The sequence below is a fragment of the Rhizobium sp. CB3090 genome, assembly GCF_029714285.1.
GTDB lineage: Bacteria > Pseudomonadota > Alphaproteobacteria > Rhizobiales > Rhizobiaceae > Rhizobium.
This window is the reverse complement of the sequence record NZ_CP121662.1, coordinates 848,549-869,641: the sequence shown is the minus strand read 5'-3', so window position 1 is coordinate 869,641 and position 21,093 is coordinate 848,549. Positions and strand designations below refer to the sequence as shown.

General features: G+C 59.2%; 17 protein-coding genes and 1 pseudogene. 10 read left to right on the top strand and 8 right to left on the bottom strand.

Annotated features, from left to right (window positions below):
• Positions 1–9: 9 nt before the first annotated feature.
• The 4 genes from glyA to QA646_RS04225 all read right to left on the bottom strand — a co-directional run bounded on the left by glyA (position 10) and on the right by QA646_RS04225 (position 4,392).
• On the bottom strand, positions 10–1,308 hold the full coding sequence (gene glyA / locus QA646_RS04240) for a serine hydroxymethyltransferase (protein ID WP_283057794.1): 1,299 nt from the start codon (positions 1,306–1,308) through the stop codon (positions 10–12).
• 176 nt (positions 1,309–1,484) lie between these two features.
• Positions 1,485–2,795, bottom strand: coding sequence for a L,D-transpeptidase family protein (locus tag QA646_RS04235; protein WP_283057792.1), 1,311 nt, complete (start codon positions 2,793–2,795; stop codon positions 1,485–1,487).
• 512 nt (positions 2,796–3,307) lie between these two features.
• On the bottom strand, positions 3,308–3,823 hold the full coding sequence (locus QA646_RS04230) for a MarR family winged helix-turn-helix transcriptional regulator (protein WP_283058963.1): 516 nt from the start codon (positions 3,821–3,823) through the stop codon (positions 3,308–3,310).
• Between the two features lie 131 nt (positions 3,824–3,954).
• Positions 3,955–4,392: a DUF6163 family protein gene (locus QA646_RS04225; protein WP_283057791.1), complete on the bottom strand. Its 438-nt coding sequence runs from the start codon at positions 4,390–4,392 to the stop codon at positions 3,955–3,957.
• A 145-nt stretch (positions 4,393–4,537) separates the two neighbouring features.
• Between QA646_RS04225 and hemB the strand changes: the two genes are divergently transcribed.
• The 6 genes from hemB (at position 4,538) to QA646_RS04195 (ending at position 8,710) form a co-directional block, all read left to right on the top strand.
• On the top strand, positions 4,538–5,551 hold the full coding sequence (gene hemB / locus QA646_RS04220; RefSeq protein ID WP_283057790.1) for a porphobilinogen synthase: 1,014 nt from the start codon (positions 4,538–4,540) through the stop codon (positions 5,549–5,551).
• A gap of 175 nt (positions 5,552–5,726) precedes the next feature.
• Entirely contained in the window at positions 5,727–6,185 is a 459-nt protein-coding gene (locus QA646_RS04215; protein WP_283057789.1) for an RDD family protein, read from the top strand.
• Between the two features lie 187 nt (positions 6,186–6,372).
• Positions 6,373–7,149: an arginyltransferase gene (locus tag QA646_RS04210; RefSeq protein ID WP_283057788.1), complete on the top strand. Its 777-nt coding sequence runs from the start codon at positions 6,373–6,375 to the stop codon at positions 7,147–7,149.
• The gene (locus QA646_RS04205) at positions 7,150–8,031 is read left to right on the top strand and encodes a DMT family transporter (protein ID WP_283057787.1); all 882 of its coding nucleotides are present in this window, start codon (positions 7,150–7,152) and stop codon (positions 8,029–8,031) included.
• Between the two features lie 68 nt (positions 8,032–8,099).
• A complete protein-coding gene (locus QA646_RS04200) occupies positions 8,100–8,321 on the top strand; it encodes an AbrB/MazE/SpoVT family DNA-binding domain-containing protein (RefSeq protein ID WP_283057786.1) in 222 nt (73 codons plus the stop codon).
• Positions 8,321–8,710: a type II toxin-antitoxin system death-on-curing family toxin gene (locus QA646_RS04195; RefSeq protein ID WP_283057785.1), complete on the top strand. Its 390-nt coding sequence runs from the start codon at positions 8,321–8,323 to the stop codon at positions 8,708–8,710. Before QA646_RS04200 ends, QA646_RS04195 begins: the two co-directional genes overlap by 1 nt.
• A 101-nt stretch (positions 8,711–8,811) precedes the next feature.
• Here the strand turns inward: QA646_RS04195 and parC are convergent, their stop codons facing one another.
• On the bottom strand, positions 8,812–11,067 hold the full coding sequence (parC, locus tag QA646_RS04190) for a DNA topoisomerase IV subunit A (protein ID WP_283057783.1): 2,256 nt from the start codon (positions 11,065–11,067) through the stop codon (positions 8,812–8,814).
• A gap of 225 nt (positions 11,068–11,292) precedes the next feature.
• Between parC and QA646_RS04185 the strand changes: the two genes are divergently transcribed.
• The gene (locus tag QA646_RS04185) at positions 11,293–12,480 is read left to right on the top strand and encodes a hypothetical protein (protein WP_283057782.1); all 1,188 of its coding nucleotides are present in this window, start codon (positions 11,293–11,295) and stop codon (positions 12,478–12,480) included.
• A gap of 158 nt (positions 12,481–12,638) precedes the next feature.
• On the opposite strand, the gene aspS is transcribed toward QA646_RS04185, so the two are convergent.
• The gene (aspS, locus tag QA646_RS04180) at positions 12,639–14,429 is read right to left on the bottom strand and encodes an aspartate--tRNA ligase (protein ID WP_283057781.1); all 1,791 of its coding nucleotides are present in this window, start codon (positions 14,427–14,429) and stop codon (positions 12,639–12,641) included.
• Positions 14,430–14,838: 409 nt separating this feature from the next.
• Positions 14,839–15,149, bottom strand: a pseudogene (locus tag QA646_RS04175) (DUF559 domain-containing protein).
• Positions 15,150–15,380: 231 nt separating this feature from the next.
• On the opposite strand from QA646_RS04175, the gene QA646_RS04170 reads away from it, so the two are divergent.
• The 3 genes from QA646_RS04170 to QA646_RS04160 all read left to right on the top strand — a co-directional run bounded on the left by QA646_RS04170 (position 15,381) and on the right by QA646_RS04160 (position 19,345).
• Positions 15,381–16,775, top strand: a complete 1,395-nt coding sequence (locus QA646_RS04170) for a multicopper oxidase family protein (protein ID WP_283057780.1) — start codon at positions 15,381–15,383, stop codon at positions 16,773–16,775.
• 165 nt (positions 16,776–16,940) lie between these two features.
• Positions 16,941–18,086, top strand: coding sequence for a ribonuclease D (gene rnd, locus QA646_RS04165; RefSeq protein ID WP_283057779.1), 1,146 nt, complete (start codon positions 16,941–16,943; stop codon positions 18,084–18,086).
• 206 nt (positions 18,087–18,292) lie between these two features.
• Entirely contained in the window at positions 18,293–19,345 is a 1,053-nt protein-coding gene (locus tag QA646_RS04160; RefSeq protein WP_283057778.1) for an adenylate/guanylate cyclase domain-containing protein, read from the top strand.
• A gap of 218 nt (positions 19,346–19,563) precedes the next feature.
• Here the strand turns inward: QA646_RS04160 and ppx are convergent, their stop codons facing one another.
• The gene (ppx, locus tag QA646_RS04155) at positions 19,564–21,084 is read right to left on the bottom strand and encodes an exopolyphosphatase (RefSeq protein WP_283057777.1); all 1,521 of its coding nucleotides are present in this window, start codon (positions 21,082–21,084) and stop codon (positions 19,564–19,566) included.
• Positions 21,085–21,093 lie beyond the last annotated feature (9 nt).

Here is a 21,093-nt window from a genome sequence, read left to right as displayed (position 1 = left end):
GCGCTCTCCTTAGCCCATGTAACCATACATGGGGAAGCGACCGGTGAGGTTGACCACCTTCTCGCGCACTGCAGCCTCAACGGCGGCGTTGCCTTCGTCGGAGTTGGCAACCTTCAAGCCATCAAGCACTTCGATGATGAGATTGCCGATCTCGCGGAATTCGGCTTCCTTGAAGCCGCGCGTCGTGCCGGCCGGGGTGCCGAGACGGACGCCGGAGGTGACGAAAGGCTTTTCCGGATCGAAGGGGATGCCGTTCTTGTTGCAGGTCACATAGGCGCGGCCGAGAGCTGCCTCAGCTCGCTTGCCGGTCGCGTTCTTCTTGCGCAGGTCGACCAGCATCAGGTGGTTGTCCGTGCCGCCGGAGACGACGTCGACACCGCCGGAGATCAGCGTTTCGGCAAGCGCCTTGGCGTTCTTGACGATCTGGGCGGCATAGTCCTTGAACTCAGGCTTCAGCGCTTCGCCGAGTGCCACGGCCTTTGCAGCGATGACATGCATCAGCGGGCCACCCTGCAGGCCGGGGAAGACTGCGGAATTGAGCTTCTTCGCCAGATCCTCGTCATTGGTGAGGATCATGCCGCCGCGCGGGCCACGCAGCGACTTGTGGGTGGTGGTCGTAGCGACATGGCAATGCGGGAACGGCGACGGATGCTGGCCGCCGGCAACGAGACCGGCAATGTGGGCCATATCCACCATCAGGTAAGCGCCGATGCTGTCGGCGATCTCGCGGAAGCGCTTCCAGTCCCAGATGCGGGAATAGGCGGTGCCGCCGGCGATGATCAGCTTCGGCTTGTGCTGCTCGGCCTTGCGCTGCACTTCTTCCATATCGAGCAGGTTGTCGCCTTCGCGCACGCCGTAGGAAACGACGTTGAACCACTTGCCGGACATGTTGACCGGCGAGCCATGCGTCAGGTGACCACCCGAATTGAGGTCCAGGCCCATGAAGGTGTCGCCCGGCTGCAGCAGTGCCAGGAAGACCGCCTGGTTCATCTGCGAACCGGAATTCGGCTGAACGTTGGCGAAATTGACGCCGAACAGCTTCTTGGCGCGCTCGATGGCGAGCTCTTCAGCGATATCGACGAACTGGCAGCCACCATAGTAGCGCTTGCCCGGATATCCCTCGGCATATTTGTTCGTCATGATCGAACCCTGCGCTTCCAATACGGCGCGGGAAACAATGTTTTCCGAGGCAATCAGTTCGATCTCATGCCGCTGACGACCTAATTCCTTGCCGATCGCGCTAAAGATTTCCGCATCGGTATCTGCGAGCGAGCGATTGAAGAAAAGTTCGGTTGAAGCATTGGTCATCGTGGGAGCTCCTGAACGGGCCGGAACGGCAATGGAGACGGTATTAGCGTCAGGGTCGCACAAGAGCAATACAATCAGCGACATTTGCTGGGCATTCTACGATGAAGGTCCCTGCAAAGAAAAAAGCCGCATCCAAGGACGCGGCTTCCTGAGGCTATCGTCGCAACGGCGCCGGATTATTGCACCGGCTGCTCCATGCCCTGCGTCGTATCCAGCGCCAGCTCGGAATTGCCGTCGAGCTGATAGATATCGTCGCGGAACTGGACGATGCCGTTGCCGGCACCCCATGCGGAGATATAGACGAAATAAACCGGGACTTCCGTTGCCAATGTGATCGGCGTGTTGACACGGGTGGAAATGACCTGCTCGATATGCTGGCGCGGCCAACCCGGCGTTTCGGCAAGCAGCCAGGTCGTCAGGTCGCGCACGTTTTGCACGCGCACGCAGCCTGAGCTGTCGAAACGCATCAGCTTGTTGAACAGGCCCTGTTCGGGCGTGTCGTGCATATATTCGTTGTTTGGGTTGTGGAAGTTGATCTTCGTGGACGCCATGGCGTTGTTCTTGCCCGGATCCTGGCGGAACATCAGATCCGGCGCCTTATCCGAATTCCAGTCGATCGTCTCAGGCGCAACTTCCTGGCCCTTGTTGTCGAACAGGCGGATGTTGTTCTTCGTCAGATAGGTCGGATCCTTGCGCATCAGCGGCACGATGTCCTTGACGATGATCGAGCGCGGCGCCGTCCAGTACGGGTTGAGGATGACCTCGTAGATCTTGGAATTGATGAGGTGCGTCGGGCGTGAGATGCGGCCGACGATCGCCTCGTGACGCAGCGCCACCTGACCGTCCTCAACGGCTTCGATATAGGTCGCCGGAACATTGACCATAACGTGGCGGCGGCCGAGATCGGCCGGGAATGTCTGCAGGCGAACAAGGTTGGTGTTCAATTGCTGCAGGCGGACATCAACGGGAATATTCATCGCCTTCAGCGTGAACTCGCCGATAACGCCATCCGGCGGCAGGCCGTGGCGGGCCTGGAAGCGCTTGACGGCACCGTCGACATAGGAATCGAACGCTGAAGACATGCCAGCTTCCTTCGGCAGGTCGCCGGTGACCATCAGACGCTGGCGGAGCGTCTGCACGGAAGGATCGGTGACGCCGAGCTGGAGCTGCTGCTCGCCGGGATTGACCTGCGGCCAGCCGCCATTGGCAGCGATGCTTTGATATTGGGCGATCGCCTGCTGGATGTTCGGTACGGAATCAGGCCCGAGGATCGGTGTGTTGGAAACAACCGCTGCGGCGGTACGCGCGGCGGCCTTTGCATCGAACTGATCGTCCCAGTTGCCGCGGGCGCGATTGTTGATCAGCGCATCGAGAGGCGTTTGGTCCTGTGCAAAAGCCGGGGCTGCCAGAGCGGCCACGCCAAAAGTCGCCGCAGACCGCAGGAAGGAGCGGCGCGAGAAAGGTTCAATTCCGGTTTTCTTCGACATATCCCACCGTTTGACGCTGCGACCCAATTCATCCGCAGCCAAGAGATAAAGCAGTAAATTACTGCAGCTCGCGCCAAGTAACGCAGGTCCGTATCAATCCGTTGCCTTAGAGCACCACTAAAACTTCGCTCCGGACCATCACAATATTGCGAGCCCAAAGCGCTAAGGCATGAAGATCAAGACTTGAAAAGCGCCGTTTGCCGTCCGTTTCCGCTGTCATAGCAATATGGCCAATTCGTGTCGCCCGGCATGAAACTTGCCTTCATCGACCGGGTCGAAAGAAACACCATTTTGCGTTGCTAAAATACCACTAAATGAGTGTGGTTCATAGCGCGTGACGATCCCGCGTCAATGGCGCAGATGCAGCATACAGGGCGTGCAGCGCAACGTCACGGCGGGGGCGTGGCAAAAAGCGCACAATTGCAAGCCGATAAAAAGTTCAAGCCAGACACGCAGGGAACGTGTCCGGCTTGCTTTGCTGGAGAGTCAAGCGGCAACTCGGCCGTAGTGACTTACAGGCGATAGAGGATCTGGTCGTTCCAGAAGCGGTCGAGACGCTGCAGGAGCTTGTTCATCTGGGTGAACTCGTCCGTGCCGATGCCGCCGACCTTGTCGATGGAGGCGATGTGGCGCTCGTAGAGCTTGGCGACGGTTTCGGCGATCTCCTGGCCGGTTTCCGTCAGGCTGATGCGGACCGAGCGGCGATCGATGCGAGAGCGCTGGTGGTTGATGAAGCCGAGATCGACCAGCTTCTTGACGTTATAGGAAACGTTGGAGCCGAGGTAGAAACCGCGGGAGCGCAGTTCACCGGCTGTCAGCTCGGAATTGCCGATGTTGAAGAGGAGCAGCGCCTGCACCGCGTTGACGTCGTCGCGGCCTTGGCGGTCGAACTCGTCCTTGATAACATCAAGGAGACGGCGGTGAAGACGCTCCACCAGATGGAGCGATTCCATATACAGACCACGGATATCTTCGATCTGCTGGTCCCGAGCATTCGCAACTGCCTGCGGCTTGATTTTCGTGTTCATCATGACTTGGCCTCACTGTTTTGTTTGGCGGTGTCGTTTTCTTCCCGCCTTGAGTGAGACCCTATCGAATACACATAAAATTCTACTTAAACTGCAGGCTTAACAGCACCTTACCAGGAAGTCTTGGTGTTTCAGGGTAAATCAACCATTACCTGCTGCTCGCGCTTGCGCTTCTCCAGCCAGAGCAAAATGCGGAAAATACAATAGAGCACGGCAACGCCTGCATGCAGGATTACGATCAACGGATTGGAGCCGAAAATCTGCGGCCAGAGGCCATACATCAGCGCCTGACTGCCTGCCGCCAGCACCCAGATCACCGGTCCCCAGGAGACCGTCAGCCACAGGCCGAGGGCCGCGACGGGGAAGACCACGGCAAGGCCTGCACCCGCCACCTTCCAGGGCAGATTGAGAAGGTCGAAGCGCGCCTGGCCGTCCAGCGAATAGCCGACCAGCATCGACCAATATTGCAGGCCAAGCCAGAAACAGGCAATGGCAATCAGCCGCAGGAACAGGACGAACAGGATGTCCGTCAGCGTGCTCTTGGGTATGGTCGGAGAATCGGGTTCCATGCGCGAACAATAAGTAGAGGGCCACAAGCTCGCCAGCGCTATAATGGCTGCGGCCTTTCGCCGGGTTTTGTTTCCTGGGGACAGCGTGATAGGTACGCTGCCGATACATTAAGGCCATAGATAGACTAAAAAGGATGGCGGCACCATGCAGGACAAGACGCATCTTGTTGACGAGATCACCGGACATCGGCGCATGCGGCGCAACCGCAAGGCCGACTGGACGCGCCGGTTGGTGCAGGAAAACCGTCTGACCGTCGATGACCTGATCTGGCCGATCTTCCTGATTCCCGGTAGCGGCATCGCCGAGCCGATCCCAGCCATGCCCGGCGTCTTCAGATTGACCGTCGACAAGGCGGTGGAAGCCGCAAAAGAGGCGGCCGACCTCGGCATTCCCGCGCTCGCCACCTTCCCGAACATCGAAATGGAACTGCGCGACGAGACCGGCTCGAACAGCCTGGAAAAGAACAACCTCATCAATCTCGCCACTGCCGCCATCAAGAAAGCCGTGCCGAATATCGGGGTCATCACCGATGTCGCCCTCGATCCCTTCACCAGCCACGGCCATGATGGCATTTTGCGCGGTAACGAAATCGTCAATGACGAGACCGTCGAACAGGTGGCGCGCGCCGCCGTCTACCAGGCCGATGCCGGCGCCGACATCATCGCGCCGTCGGAAATGATGGATGGGCGCATCGGCGTGATCCGTCATGCGCTCGACGCCGCCGGACATCAGAGCGTCGGCATCATGAGCTACGCCACCAAGTTCAGCTCCGCCTTCTACGGCCCCTATCGCGAGGCGATCTCGACCGGCGGGCTGCTGAAGGGTGATAAGAAAACCTATTATATCGACCCGGCCAACGGCACCGAGGCGGTACGCGATGCCGCGCTCGATGTCGAAGAAGGCGCCGACATGCTGATGGTCAAGCCCGGCCTGCCCTATCTCGACATTTGTTGGCGGCTGAAAGAGGCATTCGGCCTGCCGACCTTCGCCTACCAGGTCTCCGGCGAATATTCGATGGTCAAGGCTGCCGCCGCCAATGGCTGGATCGATGGCGAAAGGGTGATGCTGGAAACGTTGCTCGCCTTCAAGCGCGCCGGCTGCGACGGCATTCTCACCTATTTCGCGCTCGAAGTCGCAAGACTGCTGGCAAAGAGGTAATCACCGGCCACAAAGCTTATTGCATTTGCCGGACCTCACACCATATGTTCGGCAAATGTTTCCTACTGCGCCGCGCGTCCTGCCGGATGCGCAAAGGTCGCAGTGGAATCTTTAACCCGCGCATGCCTTCCTTAAATCGCAACGATGAAGGGGTTATGCGCGAAGGAGGAAGACAATGAGCATGAACCCCAGCCCGCTTTATGCAGCACCGGATGACTGGCGCGCCTATAGTGGTGTGCTGAGCCGGCGCATCTTTGCCTTCATCCTCGACTACATCATCGTCGGCCTGCTCTGCATTCCGGCCGCGGTCGTACTGTTCTTCGTCTCGATCCTGACGCTTGGACTGGGCTTCCTGCTCTACCCTGCCCTCTTTATCATCGTTGCGGGCCTCTATTTCGGCTGGACGCTCGGCGGGCCACATCAGGCCTCGCTCGGTATGCGCGCCATGGGCATCGCGATGGCGCGGATCGATGGCCGGCCGATGGATTTTCTCACCGCGATCGTGCATCTGGCGCTGTTCTGGATTCTGAACTCCGTTCTGACGCCGCTCATCCTACTTGCAGGCCTGTTCATTGAACGCAGCCGGCTGGTGCATGACCTGCTCCTCGGCACGGTCATCGTCCGAACGGCGTAAAGCAAGGCTATTTCGCTCAACTCACCCCAACGGTTTGGTTATCCGCCCTATCATCGTAAGAAATCCCGCTTGCTACTGAAGAAGCTGGGAAACTATGGCCTTGGACAAAGGACATAGTTGACGTTTTCTAAAGTTGGGCCATGCTTGTGAGAAGTCGAATGCCGAATGGAAGGTTAATCAACGGCAGATGAATACGCAGTCGACGCCATCCCCGCAGTTTTATCTGACGGCACCGGCCGCCTGCCCGTACCTGCCGCGCGAGATGGAGCGTAAGGTCTTCACCCATCTCGTCGGGCCGCGCGCGGCGGAAATGAACGATATATTGACCCAGGGCGGCTTTCGTCGCTCGCAGAATATTGCTTATCGCCCGGCTTGCGAATCCTGCCGGGCCTGTATTTCCGTTCGCATTCTCGCTCAGGAATTCGAGCCCAGCCGATCGATGAAGCGCGTCCTGTCGTCCAATAGCGATATCATCGCCACGGAATTTCCGGCGCAGCCTTCCAGCGAGCAATATTCCCTCTTTCGCCGCTATCTCGATTATCGTCATCAGCAGGGCGGCATGTCCGATATGACCGTGCTCGATTACGCGATCATGGTCGAGGACACCCACGTCAATACCCGCATCATCGAATATCGCCGGCGCGAAGAAGGCTCCGGGCTGGAGCAGCGGCCTAAGGGAGAGCTCCTGGCAGCAGCATTGACCGACGTGATGAGCGACGGGCTGTCCATGGTCTATTCCTATTTCAATCCGGATCTCGACCATCGCTCGCTCGGCACTTTCATGATCCTCGATCATATCAAGCGGACCAAGGCGCTTGGGCTGCCGCATGTCTATCTCGGCTATTGGGTCAAAGGCTCCCGCAAGATGGATTACAAGACGCGGTTTCAGCCGCAGGAGCACCTGACCCCGCGTGGTTGGGAACGTTTCAATCCCGCCGATGTCAGCGAAGATCCCTCTCGCTAAATGGTCTCCCATCTCTCGGAACACAGAAAAGGCCTGCTGCTGACCACCATCGGCGGTCTCACGCTGTCGATGGACATTCCGCTGATTCGGCTTTCGAGCGGCGACGTCTGGTCCGTGTTGTCGGCGCGCAGCCTTGCTACGATCGTCGTGGCACTTCTCGCTTTGATCGTCATCCGCCGCATGACGGGATCGCTGCGCAACGTGCTTCCGGGCTGGATCGGACTTCCCGTCGGCCTCTTCTATGGCCTGACGACCATCACCTTTCTGCTTGCCATCTATTATACGACAGCAGCGAACGTGGTGTTCATCATCGCCCTCAATCCGATGTTCGCAGCACTCCTTTCCTGGATTTTCCTGAAGGAGCGCCCTGCTCTTTCCACCATCATTACCATGATCGCGATGCTCTTCGGCGTCGGCCTGATCGTGGGGGACGGTATGGAAGGCGGTCATTTCCTCGGCGACGCGCTTTCGGTTCTCGCTTCTTTTTTCATTGCCTGCGCAATCACAATCGCCCGAGCTTCGCGCAAAGATATGGGCTTTGCTTCGCTGCTCTCTGCCATCATCCCCGCTGCAGTCGGACTCTACCATGTCATGCCTTCGGGTATCATGATCAACCACCCCGGCTGGATCCTGCTTGACGGCGCGATCCTGATGCCCCTCTCCTTCTGGTGTCTCGCCACCGGCACGCGCTTTCTCTCGGCGCCGGAAGTGGCGATGTTCTATCTGCTGGAAACGATCCTGGCGCCGATCTGGGTCTGGCTGATCTTTGCCGAGGCGCCGAGCAACATGACACTCGCCGGCGGACTGGTGTTGATCATGGCGTTGGCGGCGCATTCGCTGTGGCAGGTGCGGGTCAGAGCGAGAGTGGCGACGGTGGGGTGAAGCGAACCGTATATTGCGGCAGCCGAATCAAGATGTTATAACGCCGTTATTACATTGGGAGAAAAACCATGAACGTCGTGATCCGCAAGATTGGCAATTCCGAAGGCGTCATTATTCCGAGAGAAATTCTTGATCGAATGGGCCTTGAAGCCGGTGACACGCTGGAACTCAGCATGCAAGGCGGCGAACTGCGCCTGCAGCCCACTGACGCGGACTTCGCGCGTCAAATGGAGCATGCGCAGCGTTTCATGGATCAATATAAAGTGGCGCTGAAGAAGTTGGCGGAATAATGCCTATCGTTTTCCTGACGCGAACGCTCGTCGAACAATTGCACAAGATACAAATTAAACGATTTGGGGGCTCGTACGGGTTAAGGGACGAAGGCGCCCTCGAATCCGCCTTGGCGCGTCCTATCAATAGAGCCCAGTACGGAAGCGACAATGTTGTCGAACTCGCTGCCGGTTATCTGTTTGGCTTGGCGAAAAACCATGCGTTCGTGGATGGCAACAAGCGCATCGCCATCGTAGCTGCTGGTATCTTCCTTATGGACAATGGTTACAAGATCCAGACAACGGACGCTAATCTCTACAGCTTTGTGCTTGCCGTTGCCGCCGGTGAAATTGACGAAGAAGGCACTACGCGTTTCCTTAGAGACGTTTGCATTCCCTACGAGGAATAACGGGCTCGCATTCTGCCTCGCTCAATCTTTACTTCTGCCCAGAGCATTCCTCGCAGCAATCGACCCCCTGGTCGATTGCTCGGGCTTTGCCCGACCGATCGTCACCCCGAAAACCTGCCGCTCCTGGGGAAGCCTTTCGGCACGGCACGGCCGGCAGAGGCGCGGTCACCCAGCCATTCTATCAGCTCATCCTTGGTCTTCGTGAACGTACGGCCGGCGCTGTCCTCCCATGTCAGGCCGTCGGCGATGGCGAAGCACTTGATATCGCCGACGCCGCCATCCTTGTAGCGCTGCAGGCGCACGCCCTTGCCGCGCGACATTTCCGGGATCTGCGACAGCGAGAATACCACCATCTTGCGGTTTTCGCCGACGACGGCGACGTGATCGCCCGAGACCGGCACGAGTAGCTTCGTCTCATCCGGCGTCGTCAGGTTCATGATCTGCTTGCCCTTGCGGGTATTGGCGACCAGCTCCACTTCCGGCACGATAAAGCCGTTGCCGGCGGTCGAGGCGACCAGTTGCTTGCGCTGCGGATCGTGAACGAAGGCAGTCAGCACGTCTTGATCGTTTTCCATGTCGACCATGATACGCAGCGGCTCGCCGTGGCCACGGCCGCCGGGCAGCTTGTCGCCGCCCAGCGTATAGGCCTTGCCGCCGGTCGTGATGATCAAAATCTTATCCGTCGTCTGCGCCGGGAATGCCACCTTCAGCCCATCACCCTCCTTGAAGGTGAGCGTCGACGTATCGGAGATGTGGCCCTTCAGCGCGCGAATCCAGCCCTTTTCCGAAACGACGACGGTGATCGGTTCCTTCTCGATCATCGCCTGCTGGACCGCAGCATCATCGGTCTCGGGCGCTTCGGCGAACTGCGTGCGGCGTCGGCCGAGCTCGGTCGCCTTCGCAAATTTCTTCTTAACCTCGCCGATTTCCCAGGCGACTGTCTGCCACTGCTTATCCTCGGAGGCGAGCAAGGCCTCGATATCGGCCTTTTCCTTGGTCAGGCCGTCGAATTCCTTGCGGATCTCGAATTCCTCGAGCTTGCGCAGGGAGCGCAGCCGCATGTTTAGGATCGCTTCGACCTGATTGTCCGTCAGACCGAACCGCTCCATCATGACAGGCTTCGGCTCATCCTCCTCACGGATGATGGCGATGACCTCATCGATGTTGAGGTAAGCGATCAGGAAGCCACCGAGGATTTCCAGGCGTTTTTCGATCGCCGCGAGCCGGAAGCGCGAGCGGCGGAGCAAAACTTCGCGCCGGTGGTCCAGCCATTCCTTCAGCACGTCGTTCAGCGCCATGACCTTCGGAATGCGGCCCATGGAGAGAACGTTCATGTTCAGCGGAAAACGGCTTTCCAGCTCCGTCAGCTTGAACATCGATTCCATCAGGATCATCGGATCGACGGTACGACTCTTCGGTGTGAGAATGACGCGGATGTCCTCGGCGGACTCATCGCGAACGTCCTCAAGCAGCGGCAGTTTACGCGCCAGAAGCAGTTCGGCGATCTTTTCGATCAGCCGCGACTTCTGCACCTGGAACGGAATTTCGGTAATGACGATCTGATAGCCGCCGCGGCCGAGATCTTCCGTTTCCCATTTGGCACGGACGCGGAAGCCGCCACGGCCGGTCTTGTAGCTTTCGATGATGCTGTCGCGATCGTCGATGATGATGCCGCCGGTCGGGAAATCCGGGCCGGGAATGAACTCAACCAGCTTTTCGACGGTCGCGTCGCGATCGCGGATCAGGTGAAGTGCGGCGTCACAGAGTTCGTGAGCGTTATGCGGCGGGATAGAGGTCGCCATGCCAACCGCGATGCCCGAGGAGCCGTTGGCGAGCAAATTCGGAAAAGCACCGGGCAGGACGACCGGCTCGGAATTAGACTCGTCGTAGGTATCGCGGAAATCCACGGCATCCTGATCGATGCCTTCGAGCAGCAGTTCCGAGACCGCCGTCATCTTGGATTCAGTATAACGCATGGCGGCGGGGCTATCGCCGTCGATGTTGCCGAAATTGCCCTGGCCGTTGACCAGCGTGTAGCGTTGCGAGAAATCCTGCGCCAGGCGGGCGAGCGCGTCGTAGATCGATTGGTCGCCATGCGGATGATAGTTACCCATCACCTCGCCAACGATCTTGGCGCATTTGCGGAAGGCCGCGGTGGGGCGCAGGCCCATCTCGCTCATTGCATAGACGATGCGGCGATGGACCGGCTTCAGGCCGTCGCGAACATCCGGCAGGGCGCGATGCATGATTGTCGACAACGCATAGGCCAGGTAGCGCTCTTCGAGCGCGGCCTTGAGATCGACCGGAAGGATGCTGTCGTCGTCGCCGCCACCGGGCGGTAAAAGATTTTGTCCCATGGCTCTTGACTAGCGGAGAAGCCGATTCCCGGCAAGAAATCAGTGGAAAGCATTTGTGGATGACGCCTCGGTTCAAGCACAATGTGGCGTAACGTCAGACACAATTCTCGTGCATATATTTGCTATCGCCATGCCATTGGAATTTTAGGCGAACGTGAATATAACTCACGGCAGTACACGCTAAATATGTACCCGCCTACACCAGCTCAATGAGGAAAAGCCATCATGACTTTCTATCGGACAACACGGCTGATGCTGTCCAGCGCCGCCTTACTGTCTTTTGCCAGCTCGGCCTTTGCGCTCGACGGTAACGATCTTCTGAAGAAGATCAATGACGTCTACGCTCAGCAAGGCGGTTCGATCGCCGCAGACAGCATCGATGTCAGCGGTTCGACGGTGACGCTGAAAGGCATCAGCGTCAAAGCGGCCGGCGCTGCCGATGGCATCAAGCTGGGCGACCTTACGTTGACCGGCGTCACAGAAGCAGGTGGTGGCTACACAATCGATCAGATCGCCTTTCCCGATGTCGCCACGACCAAGGACGGCGTTACCATCGCAGCCTCCGACCTCAAGATCAATGGGATCGAAATCCCGGCCGACGTAACCAAGGGCGATCTCGATTCCCTGCTCTTGTATAAGAGCGCGCATGCCGGCGCCCTCTCCTTCACCAAGGACGGCACGCAGGTCTTCTCGATCGCCAATGCCGACGCCACAATGAACAAACGCGCCGACAAGTCCGGCCTTGATTTCGATGCCGAAGTGGACGGCGTCAAGGCCGATCTCAGCAAGGTCGACGATCCGCAGGCCAGAGAGGCGATCAGTCAGCTCAACCTGCAGCAGCTAAACGGCAAGATCGCCATGAAGGGTAGCTGGGAGATGGCGCCGGGCAAGATCGACATCACCGAATATTCCTTCGACTTCAAGGACGTGGGCAAGCTGAACATTGCGCTCAGCCTTTCCGGCTATACGCCTGCCTTCGCCAAGTCGCTTCAGGATGCGCTCAAGACGGTTCGCTCCAATCCGAACCAGCAGGACGCACAGCAATCCGCCGGTCTTGCCATGCTCGGTCTTCTGCAGCAGCTAACCTTCAACAGCGCGCAGATCCGCTTCGACGATAGCTCGATCACGTCCCGCGCGCTCGAATTTGCCGGCAAGCAGCAAGGCGTTTCCGGCAAGCAATTGGCCGATACGCTGAAGGCGATGACGCCGATCATGATGGCGCAGCTCAACATTCCGGAGCTGCAGAATGCCGTTTCTGCCGCCGTCAGCGCCTATCTCGACAATCCGAAGAGCCTGACGGTCAAGGCTTCGCCGGACAAGCCGGTGCCGCTGCCGATGATCATTGGCGCTGCCATGGGCGCTCCGTCGTCGATCCCGCAGGTCATCGGCCTCAAGGTTTCGTCCAACGATTGATCGAAGATTCGATTTTGACAGTCAGCAACCCGGCGATTTCGGTCGCCGGGTTTTTTATGCGGCTGATGCCGCCCGCCATTGGCTGAGCTCAAAGGTCAACAAAAAACCCGGCGACCGAAATCGCCAGGTTTTTAGTGTCCATCGAAGTCGTCGGAGCTTCAGTCCTTCTTGACCGGCGGCACCGGGCGAATTGCCAGCTCGCGCAGTTGCGTCGGCGTTGCCGGCGTCGGAGCGCCCATCAGCAGATCCTGCGCCTGCTGGTTCATCGGGAACAGCGAGATTTCGCGCAGGTTCTTGGCACCGACCAGCAGCATGATGATACGATCGATACCGAAAGCAGCGCCGCCATGCGGAGGCGCGCCGTACTGGAAGGCCCGGTAGAGGCCGCCGAAGCGCTCCTCCACATCCGCCTGGCTGAGGCCGATCTTTTCGAAGGCGGTAACCATGATTTCCGGCGACTGGTTACGGATAGAGCCCGAGGCGATTTCGAAACCGTTGCAGACGGCGTCGTACTGGAAGGCCTTGATCGTCAGCGGATCCTGGCTCTGCAGCGCCTCAAGACCGCCCTGCGGCATCGAGAATGGGTTGTGCGCGAAATCGACCTTCTTTTCTTCCTCGCTCCATTCGAAGAACGGGAAGTCGACGATCCAGCAAAGCTCGAAGCGGTCGCGGTCGACCAGGTTCAGTTCTTCGCCGGCCCTGGTGCGGGCTTCACCGGCAAACTTGTAGAACTTGTCGGGATCGCCGGCAACGAAGAAGCAGGCATCGCCGTCGCCGAGGCCGAGCTGGGTGCGGATCGCATCCGTGCGCTCCTCGCCGATGTTCTTGGCAAGCGGGCCGGCGCCTTCGAGCTTCTCGCCTTCCTTGCGCCAGAAGATATAGCCGAGGCCGGGCTGGCCCTGGCTCTGCGCCCAGGCGTTCATGCGGTCGCAGAAAGCTCTGGAGCCGCCGGTCTTGGCCGGGATCGCCCAGACCTGAACCTTCGGGTTCGAGGCGATCATGTTGGCGAAAACCTTGAAGCCGGAGCCGGCAAAATGCTCGGTCACCGCTTCCATGACGATCGGGTTGCGCAGGTCCGGCTTGTCCGTACCGTATTTGCGGATCGCTACGTCGTAGGGGATGCGCGGCCATTCCTTGGTGACCGGCTTGCCTTCGGCAAATTCTTCGAACACCTGGGTCATCAGTGGCCCCACCGTATTCCAGATATCTTCCTGCGTCACGAAGCTCATTTCGAGATCGAGCTGGTAGAATTCGCCCGGCAGACGGTCGGCGCGCGGGTCCTCGTCACGGAAGCACGGCGCGATCTGGAAGTAACGGTCGAAGCCGGCGACCATCAGGAGCTGCTTGTACTGCTGCGGCGCCTGCGGCAGGGCATAGAAGGTGCCGGGATGGATGCGGCTCGGCACCAGGAAGTCGCGCGCGCCTTCCGGCGAGGAGGCCGTCAGGATCGGTGTGGTGTATTCGGTGAAGCCGACTTCGCCCATACGGCGGCGCATCGAGGAAATGACCTGCGTGCGCTTGACGATGTTCTTGTGCAGCGTTTCGCGGCGCAGATCGAGGAAGCGATACTTCAGGCGCACGTCCTCCGGATAGTCCGGCTCGCCGAAGACCGGCAACGGCAGCTCCTTGGCGGCGGAGAGCACTTCGATCTCCCGCGCATAAAGCTCGATCTCGCCGGTCGGCATGTTCTTGTTGATCGTATCTTCGGTACGGGCCTTCACCAGGCCGTCGATGCGGATGACCCACTCGCCGCGCACGGTCTCGGCCAGCTTGAAGGCCGGAGAATCCGGGTCGGCGACGACCTGGGTGATGCCGTAGTGATCGCGCAGATCGATGAAGAGCACGCCACCATGATCTCGGACGCGATGAACCCAGCCGGAGATGCGGACGGTCGAACCGACGTCGGACTTGCGCAGGGCGGCGCATGTGTGGCTGCGATAGCGATGCATAGTATTTATCCTGGACTTGGCGGACGGTGGCGAAAGGACACGCAGACCCCTCGCCCGCCGACGAGAAAATCGGGCGGAAAAGCGCATGGTGCGCCCGATTTGTCAAGGCTGGAAAGCCGCTTCTATCTCGCCCCCGGCGAGCGAGAAAGCAAAAACTTAGGCTTAGACGAGGGCTCGTCCCTCTTCTAAGTCTTAGTTTTTGCAAGAGAGGGGGTAGGCAGGGAGGTACAGAACTCTTGAACTAGGTTACGCAAGCAACGGACCCCCGCTCTTGCAATTTCAATGGCTTAGAAATTACGCCTAGCTTTTGAGTGCATGGAACTTCCTGTCGCGCAATTCCTAAACCAATGAAATTGCTTTCTCGCCCGCCAAGGGCGAGATAGGCTTCGAGCTTGCCGCACTCTCCAGTTCATACTCCAGTGTTTTTCAGTTCTGCCAAGATCGTCAAGCAGATTCCATCGAGATTCGTGATGACCTCATGGTTCCAGACCCGCAAAATGCGAAAGCCCTGATTTAGAAAATACGCGTCTCTCTCGCGATCAGTCACGCTTTCAGCATGTTGCGCGCCATCGACTTCAACAATCAACCGCGCTCCGAAACATACAAAGTCCAGGATATAGCCATCAATCGGCACCTGTCGCTTGATTTCAATCCTTCAAGTTGCCTGCCCCGCAAGGCCTGCCAAAGCATATTCTCTGCCTTGGTGGCATCGTTGCGCATCGCTCTGGCAAATTGCCTATGTCGATCAGGAACATTGCGATGCAAGAGTTCTCTCGTTTCCATGTGAAAAGCATCAAGCCAGGTAGATTTCTAGCATTACGAGAACTGGCCGCCAATGACCATCACTACCCTCAGTGGTCCATGCGGCAATTCAGCCACCCAAACGCTATTGCTGAACACCATGGTCAACTTTAAACAGGCGTGCGTATCCCAGCGCCTCCGGAGCCTCGCATGCCCATTCTTACCCGCCGCAATGTTCTGAAAGCCTCCGCCGTTGCCGGTGCCTATGGCGTGGGGCTCGGCATTGCCGGCAGGTTTGGCGGCAATGCTATGGCGGCGCCGGAGCCGCTGGTGCTGAGGACCGCGAAGATCCAAGCCAATTTGATGGATGCCGGAGCGACCAGGGATGTCTTGACTTATGGTGAAGCCGGCATGCCGCCCGTCCTGCGCATGAAAAAGGGCGAGTCCTTCGCCGCAAGGCTGATCAACGGCATCGACGAGCCGACGACGATCCACTGGCACGGCATTCGCCTGCCGAACAAGATGGACGGTGTGCCCTTCCTGACGCAGCCTTACGTCTATACCGGCGATCATTTCGATTACGCCTTCACGCCTCCGGACGCCGGCACCTTCTGGTACCATCCGCATTGCAACACGCTGACCCAGATGGGACACGGCATGACGGGCCTCATCGTCGTGGAAAATCCGAAGGACCCGGCATTCGATTCGGAAGTGGTCCTCAATCTGCGCGACTGGCGGCTCGGCGGCGACGGCCAGTTCATCGCGCAGTTCCGCCCGCGCGATTCCGCCAAATCCGGCACCTACGGAACGGTGCGGACCGCCAATTGGCAACAGCAGCCGCAATATGACGCCCCTTCCGGCGGGTTGGTGCGCCTGCGCCTCGCCATCACCGACGTCACCCGCATCTATTCTTTCCGCGTGGATGGAGCCGAGGCGACGGTGATCGCCATCGACGGCAATCCAGTGCCGCAGCGCTTCCCGCTCGATTTGCTGCAGCTCGGGCCTGGTCAGCGACTGGAATTGGCCCTGCGCATGCCCGATGACGAAGGCGCGATCGTCAAGCTCGAAGACATCAGGGGCACCGATCCGAAAGTGCTGACGACACTGCGCTCCGTCGGCAGCTCCTTGAAGCGCGATGTTCGCGATCTGGCGTCCCTCGAAGGCAATCCGGTCGCAAAGGCCGATATCGGCGCGGCGGAGCATATTCCGCTGATCCTCAGCGCCACGGCGGAAAATACCGCCGACAACAGCATTTGTGGCTCGCTCGGCTACAGTTTCTGGGCGATCAACAAGGTGCCGTGGCCAGGCGATGGGCCCGATCCGACCGCGCCGCTCGCCGAACTGAAACTAGGCAAGAGCTATGTCATCGACATGGAAAACGTAACGCCGCATACGCATCCGATTCATCTGCACGGCATGAGCTTCACCGTGATCTCCTCTTCGACGCGCCAGGTGCAGCCGTTCGTCTCCGACACCTACCTGATCCAGCCCAATGAAAAGGTGCAGCTCGGCTTCGTCGCTGACAATCCTGGCGATTGGGTGCTGCATTGCCACATCATCGAACATCAGAAGACGGGCATGACCAGCTATGTTCGTGTGGCTTAAGCACGGTCGCAAATGTGCTCCGGGCTCGCTCGGGGCAACCCACGGGCTTTCGGCGATTCCACTTAAAAGCGGCGTGTACACGGGGCTTGCCCTTTCGACGTATTGACATATCCGGTCGAAAGGAGAAGGAAGGTTAACGAACTATTTTACCATGAATGTGTTGATATGATCGAAACTACCGCCCAATTGGAGGCGGCCTGCCAAGAGCTGGCCAAGTCAGAATTCATTACCATCGACACCGAATTCCTGCGCGAGACGACATTCTGGCCGGAGCTTTGCCTGATCCAGATGGCGAGCCCCACGACCGAAGTACTCGTCGATCCTCTGGCCAAGGGCCTGGACCTGAAGCCTTTTTTTGAGCTGATGGCCAATCCCTCTGTCATGAAGGTGTTCCACGCCGCACGCCAGGACATCGAAATCATCTTCAATCGCGGCAACCTCATCCCGCATCCGATCTTCGATACGCAGGTGGCCGCCATGGTCTGCGGCTTCGGCGACTCGGTCTCCTACGATCAGCTCGTCAGCCGCATCAAGAACGTCCATATCGACAAGTCCTCGCGCTTCACCGACTGGAGCCGCCGGCCGCTGTCGGAGAAGCAGCTCGACTATGCGCTCGCCGACGTCACCCACCTGCGCGACGTCTATCTCTCGCTGAAACAGCAGCTCGAACGCGAAGGCCGCGCCTCCTGGCTGCTCGAGGAAATGGCGATCCTCGAAGCGCGCGAAACCTATGATCTGCATCCGGATGATGCCTGGCAGCGGCTGAAGATGCGCCTGCGCAAGCCGCAGGAACTAGCCGTGTTGAAATACGTCGCCGCATGGCGCGAACGCGAGGCGCGAGCCCGCAACGTGCCGCGCGCCCGCGTACTGAAAGACGACGCCATCTACGAAATCGCCCAGCAGCAGCCAAAGGACGTGGAAGCGCTGGGACGCCTGCGGACGATCCCGAAGGGATGGGAACGATCCGCCTCCGGCACGGCCGTATTGGAGGCAATCAACCAGGCCCTGGCATTGCCCAAGGCCGAGATGCCGCATGTGCCGCGTCATCAGCAGGCGCCGGAGGGCACGGCCGCAGCAGCCGAACTGCTGAAGGTTCTCCTGAAACTGATCGCTGAAAAACACGGCGTTGCCGCGAAAGTCATCGCCAACAGCGAAGATCTGGACAAGATCGCCGCCGAAGGCGAGAAAGCCGAAGTGGCCGCCCTCACCGGCTGGCGACGCGATCTGTTCGGCGAGACGGCGCTGCAGCTCATCCAGGGCCAGGTGGCATTGCGCTTCGTCGGCAAGCGGGTCGAGACGGTCAGCCTGTGATCCCGCGACTTGATAGCCGCAGGTGACGCCGACCATTTGCCGGTTGCGCGCCATCCAAAAATAGAGATGCTGTTTGCGAACGCGATTGCGCCGCACATCCGACAGAATGGGCTCTTAGCGCAATAACATATTTGGTGGCGCACAGGTCTTTTCCCGAGCCAATTCCGGTTGGGGGGGCATGCGCCGGCTCTTGGCGGATCGGCAGCATGGGAAGATTCCCTTCGGCGCTTAACTGGATTGTGACCGCGATCGTCGTCGCCACAAGTGGCGTCGTCTATGGCAAGATATTTTTCCACTCTTCGCCGCTATATATTGGTGCAATCTACGCGCTGTTCTGCGGCATGCCGGCGCTGGCCTTCGAACGCCGCATGATCCTGCCACGCTTGAATCATTGGATGCACCGGCTGCCCACGCCGGCCTTTATCGCCTCGGCCTTGGTTGTCGATTTCGCCTTGATCGCCATCGGCTTTGCGATGGCCGGAGGCCTGATGAAATCCCTGCATCTGATTACCGATAGCTGGGCCGACGTCATGCTGCTGAAGATGGATGTCTACATCTACGCCGTCATGGTGACCGCGATCATCATTTTCGTCGGACGCGTGCGGGAGCTGCTCGGCCGTGATGTTTTTCTCAGCCTGTTGACCGGCCGTTATCGCAATCCGGTGCAGGAAGAGCGTGTATTTCTCTTCATCGACCTCGTCGGTTCGACGGCTTTTGCCGAAGAGCATGGCGACCTCAGGACGCAGCAATTCCTGGGCTCGGTGTTCAATGCGCTCGCCGAGCCGGTGCGGCGACACAAGGGGGCGATCGACGACTATATCGGCGACGCCGCCATCATCACCTGGCCGCTCCAACGTGGCGTGAAGAATGCCCGTTGCATTCGCTGCGTTTTCGACATCCTTGCCGATATCGAGGCGAATGCGGAGACATGGTTGAAATCCTATGGCAGGGTGCCGCGTCTGAGGGCTGCCTTGCACGGCGGCGGCATCGTCACTGCCGAAATCGGTATCGACCACCACAAGATCGCCTATTTCGGCGACACGGTGAACACCACCGCGAGGCTGGAATCTCTTTGCAAGACGCTGGAGCGCCAGGTGCTGATCTCGGCAGATCTTGCAAGACGGATCGAACTTCCCGACGATATCGCCAGGGAAAATCTCGGCGACCATGCCGTTCGCGGTCGCGACCAGACGCTGGAGGTGATTGCGCTGCATATGGCGAGGCGGCCGGCACTCAAGGCAATAGGCAATAGGCAATAGGCAATAGGCAATAGGAACGGAATAGTCATCTTCCGCTGCCTACTGCAAGGCTTGCGCCGATCCAAAGCAGCCGACGCCGGATTGCTTCATGCCCAAAGGTCGAATGAGTGGGAGAGCGATGGCCCGGTAGGTAAGGGCCGCGGGCCGATCTTTACGGTGAAACGCCCCCTCAACCCGCGCATTCTGCGCGACCTTCTCCCTGCGGGGGAGAAGGTTTTTTATTCGAACCGAAATGCCAGTCGTCTGTTCGTCAGCCTGCCCAATTGTTGCAAGCGGCCTTCGAGTCGTTCGCCGGCGAAATCGTGGTATTCGGCGGGGACGACGAATTCGAGATCCAGGTCCGGGCTCGGCGAACGTCGAAATGTCAGGGCGCGAACAACGCCCGGCATGGAAGCCGAAAAGAGATAGACGACGCGCAGCAGGCCGCCCAACAGTTTGGCACGTTCGACGAACAGTGGCGTGGCGATCGCCGCCAGCGCTTCGGTGGCGCCGTCGTCGTGAAGGCCCTCGAAACGATAATAGTTAGCGAGCGCGATATAGGCGCGGCCGGCATGGGTGATGCCGACGAAGGACGTGTGGGCGATGATGTTCAGCGCCTGCAGGCCACGATAATCGGGATGGGCACGCCAACTGATATCGGCAAGCAGGCAGGCGGCCTGGCGGTAGCGGCTCTCCTCCTCCGTCTCTGTAACGCCGAAGAATGGCATCATGCGACCGGTCCACTCGGCGAGCTCGCGAGCATGCTCCGGTGAGCGGGCACGCAGGATGGCAAGTTCGCCGGCGGCGACAAGCAACGGGTCGCTATGGCGTTCCGCCTCGGTCAGCAACGAATAGAGGTAGCCTTCACGCACGCCCTGGGCCGAGAAGGAGATGATGGAGGGCTTCATTTCCGCCAGCACCTCGCGCATCGCCACAGCACCGAAGGGCAGCAGCAATCGGCGATGCTTGGAGATGGCCAGCAACGCCGGCTCTTTCGACTCCTTTGCTTCGCTGATCTGATCGAGGAAACGCATCATCTCGTCCAGCGGCACTTCATAGCCCTGCATCATATGCAGCGCATATTTACGCATTTCCATGTGCAGCTTGGCGATGTTTCGCCACGTGCCGCCGACCGCATAAAAGGTGCGCCCTTCGCCCTTGCTTAGCAACTTCGCTGTTTTGACATGCTTGCGGGCAAAGCTGCGCGCTCTCGCGAGCGAGCCGTCGGCATATTCGGAAAGCCTGAGGCCGCCGAGCGGCAGGGTGATGCCCTTGCCGATCTCCCTGCCCTTGATGTCGATGAGTTCGAGCGAACCGCCACCAAGATCGCCGGCAATGCCATCCGGGCTGAAAAAGCCGCTGATGATGCCAAGCGCAGAAAAGCGCGCCTCTTCCTCGCCCGAAAGCACCCGCACCTTGCGCTGCAGGATCGATTCCGCCTGATGGATGAATTCCGGGCCGTTGCTTGCCTCGCGGGCGGCGGCCGTCGCCAGAACATAGATGGTCGATGCGCGCGCCTGATCGGACAGCGCCTTGAACCGGTGCAAGGCTGCGAGTGCGCGCGCGACGCTCTCCTCATCCATCTTTCCGGTCAGCGCTATGCCCTTGCCGAGGCCGCAAAGCACTTTCTCGTTGAAAAGAATGGTCGGCGACCGCGAATGGCCTTCATAGACGACAAGACGAACCGAGTTCGATCCGATATCGACGACGGAGACAGGGGCTATACCGGGAAGGCGCCCCTGGGCTTCTGATTCAACCATGCAGGTCCA

Bases quoted from the DNA above. Each gene is read 5' to 3' on its own strand.
- QA646_RS04205 (WP_283057787.1), top strand. From the start codon at position 7,150: ATGGTCTCCCATCTCTCGGAACACAGAAAAGGCCTGCTGCTGACCACC.
- QA646_RS04215 (WP_283057789.1), top strand. From the start codon at position 5,727: ATGAGCATGAACCCCAGCCCGCTTTATGCAGCACCGGATGACTGGCGC.
- QA646_RS04185 (WP_283057782.1), top strand. From the start codon at position 11,293: ATGACTTTCTATCGGACAACACGGCTGATGCTGTCCAGCGCCGCCTTA.
- hemB (WP_283057790.1), top strand. From the start codon at position 4,538: ATGCAGGACAAGACGCATCTTGTTGACGAGATCACCGGACATCGGCGC.
- QA646_RS04200 (WP_283057786.1), top strand. From the start codon at position 8,100: ATGAACGTCGTGATCCGCAAGATTGGCAATTCCGAAGGCGTCATTATT.
- parC (WP_283057783.1), bottom strand. From the start codon at position 11,067: ATGGGACAAAATCTTTTACCGCCCGGTGGCGGCGACGACGACAGCATC.
- glyA (WP_283057794.1), bottom strand. From the start codon at position 1,308: ATGACCAATGCTTCAACCGAACTTTTCTTCAATCGCTCGCTCGCAGAT.
- QA646_RS04225 (WP_283057791.1), bottom strand. From the start codon at position 4,392: ATGGAACCCGATTCTCCGACCATACCCAAGAGCACGCTGACGGACATC.
- QA646_RS04195 (WP_283057785.1), top strand. From the start codon at position 8,321: ATGCCTATCGTTTTCCTGACGCGAACGCTCGTCGAACAATTGCACAAG.
- ppx (WP_283057777.1), bottom strand. From the start codon at position 21,084: ATGGTTGAATCAGAAGCCCAGGGGCGCCTTCCCGGTATAGCCCCTGTC.
- QA646_RS04230 (WP_283058963.1), bottom strand. From the start codon at position 3,823: ATGAACACGAAAATCAAGCCGCAGGCAGTTGCGAATGCTCGGGACCAG.
- aspS (WP_283057781.1), bottom strand. From the start codon at position 14,429: ATGCATCGCTATCGCAGCCACACATGCGCCGCCCTGCGCAAGTCCGAC.
- QA646_RS04210 (WP_283057788.1), top strand. From the start codon at position 6,373: ATGAATACGCAGTCGACGCCATCCCCGCAGTTTTATCTGACGGCACCG.
- rnd (WP_283057779.1), top strand. From the start codon at position 16,941: ATGATCGAAACTACCGCCCAATTGGAGGCGGCCTGCCAAGAGCTGGCC.
- QA646_RS04170 (WP_283057780.1), top strand. From the start codon at position 15,381: ATGCCCATTCTTACCCGCCGCAATGTTCTGAAAGCCTCCGCCGTTGCC.
- QA646_RS04235 (WP_283057792.1), bottom strand. From the start codon at position 2,795: ATGTCGAAGAAAACCGGAATTGAACCTTTCTCGCGCCGCTCCTTCCTG.
- QA646_RS04160 (WP_283057778.1), top strand. From the start codon at position 18,293: ATGGGAAGATTCCCTTCGGCGCTTAACTGGATTGTGACCGCGATCGTC.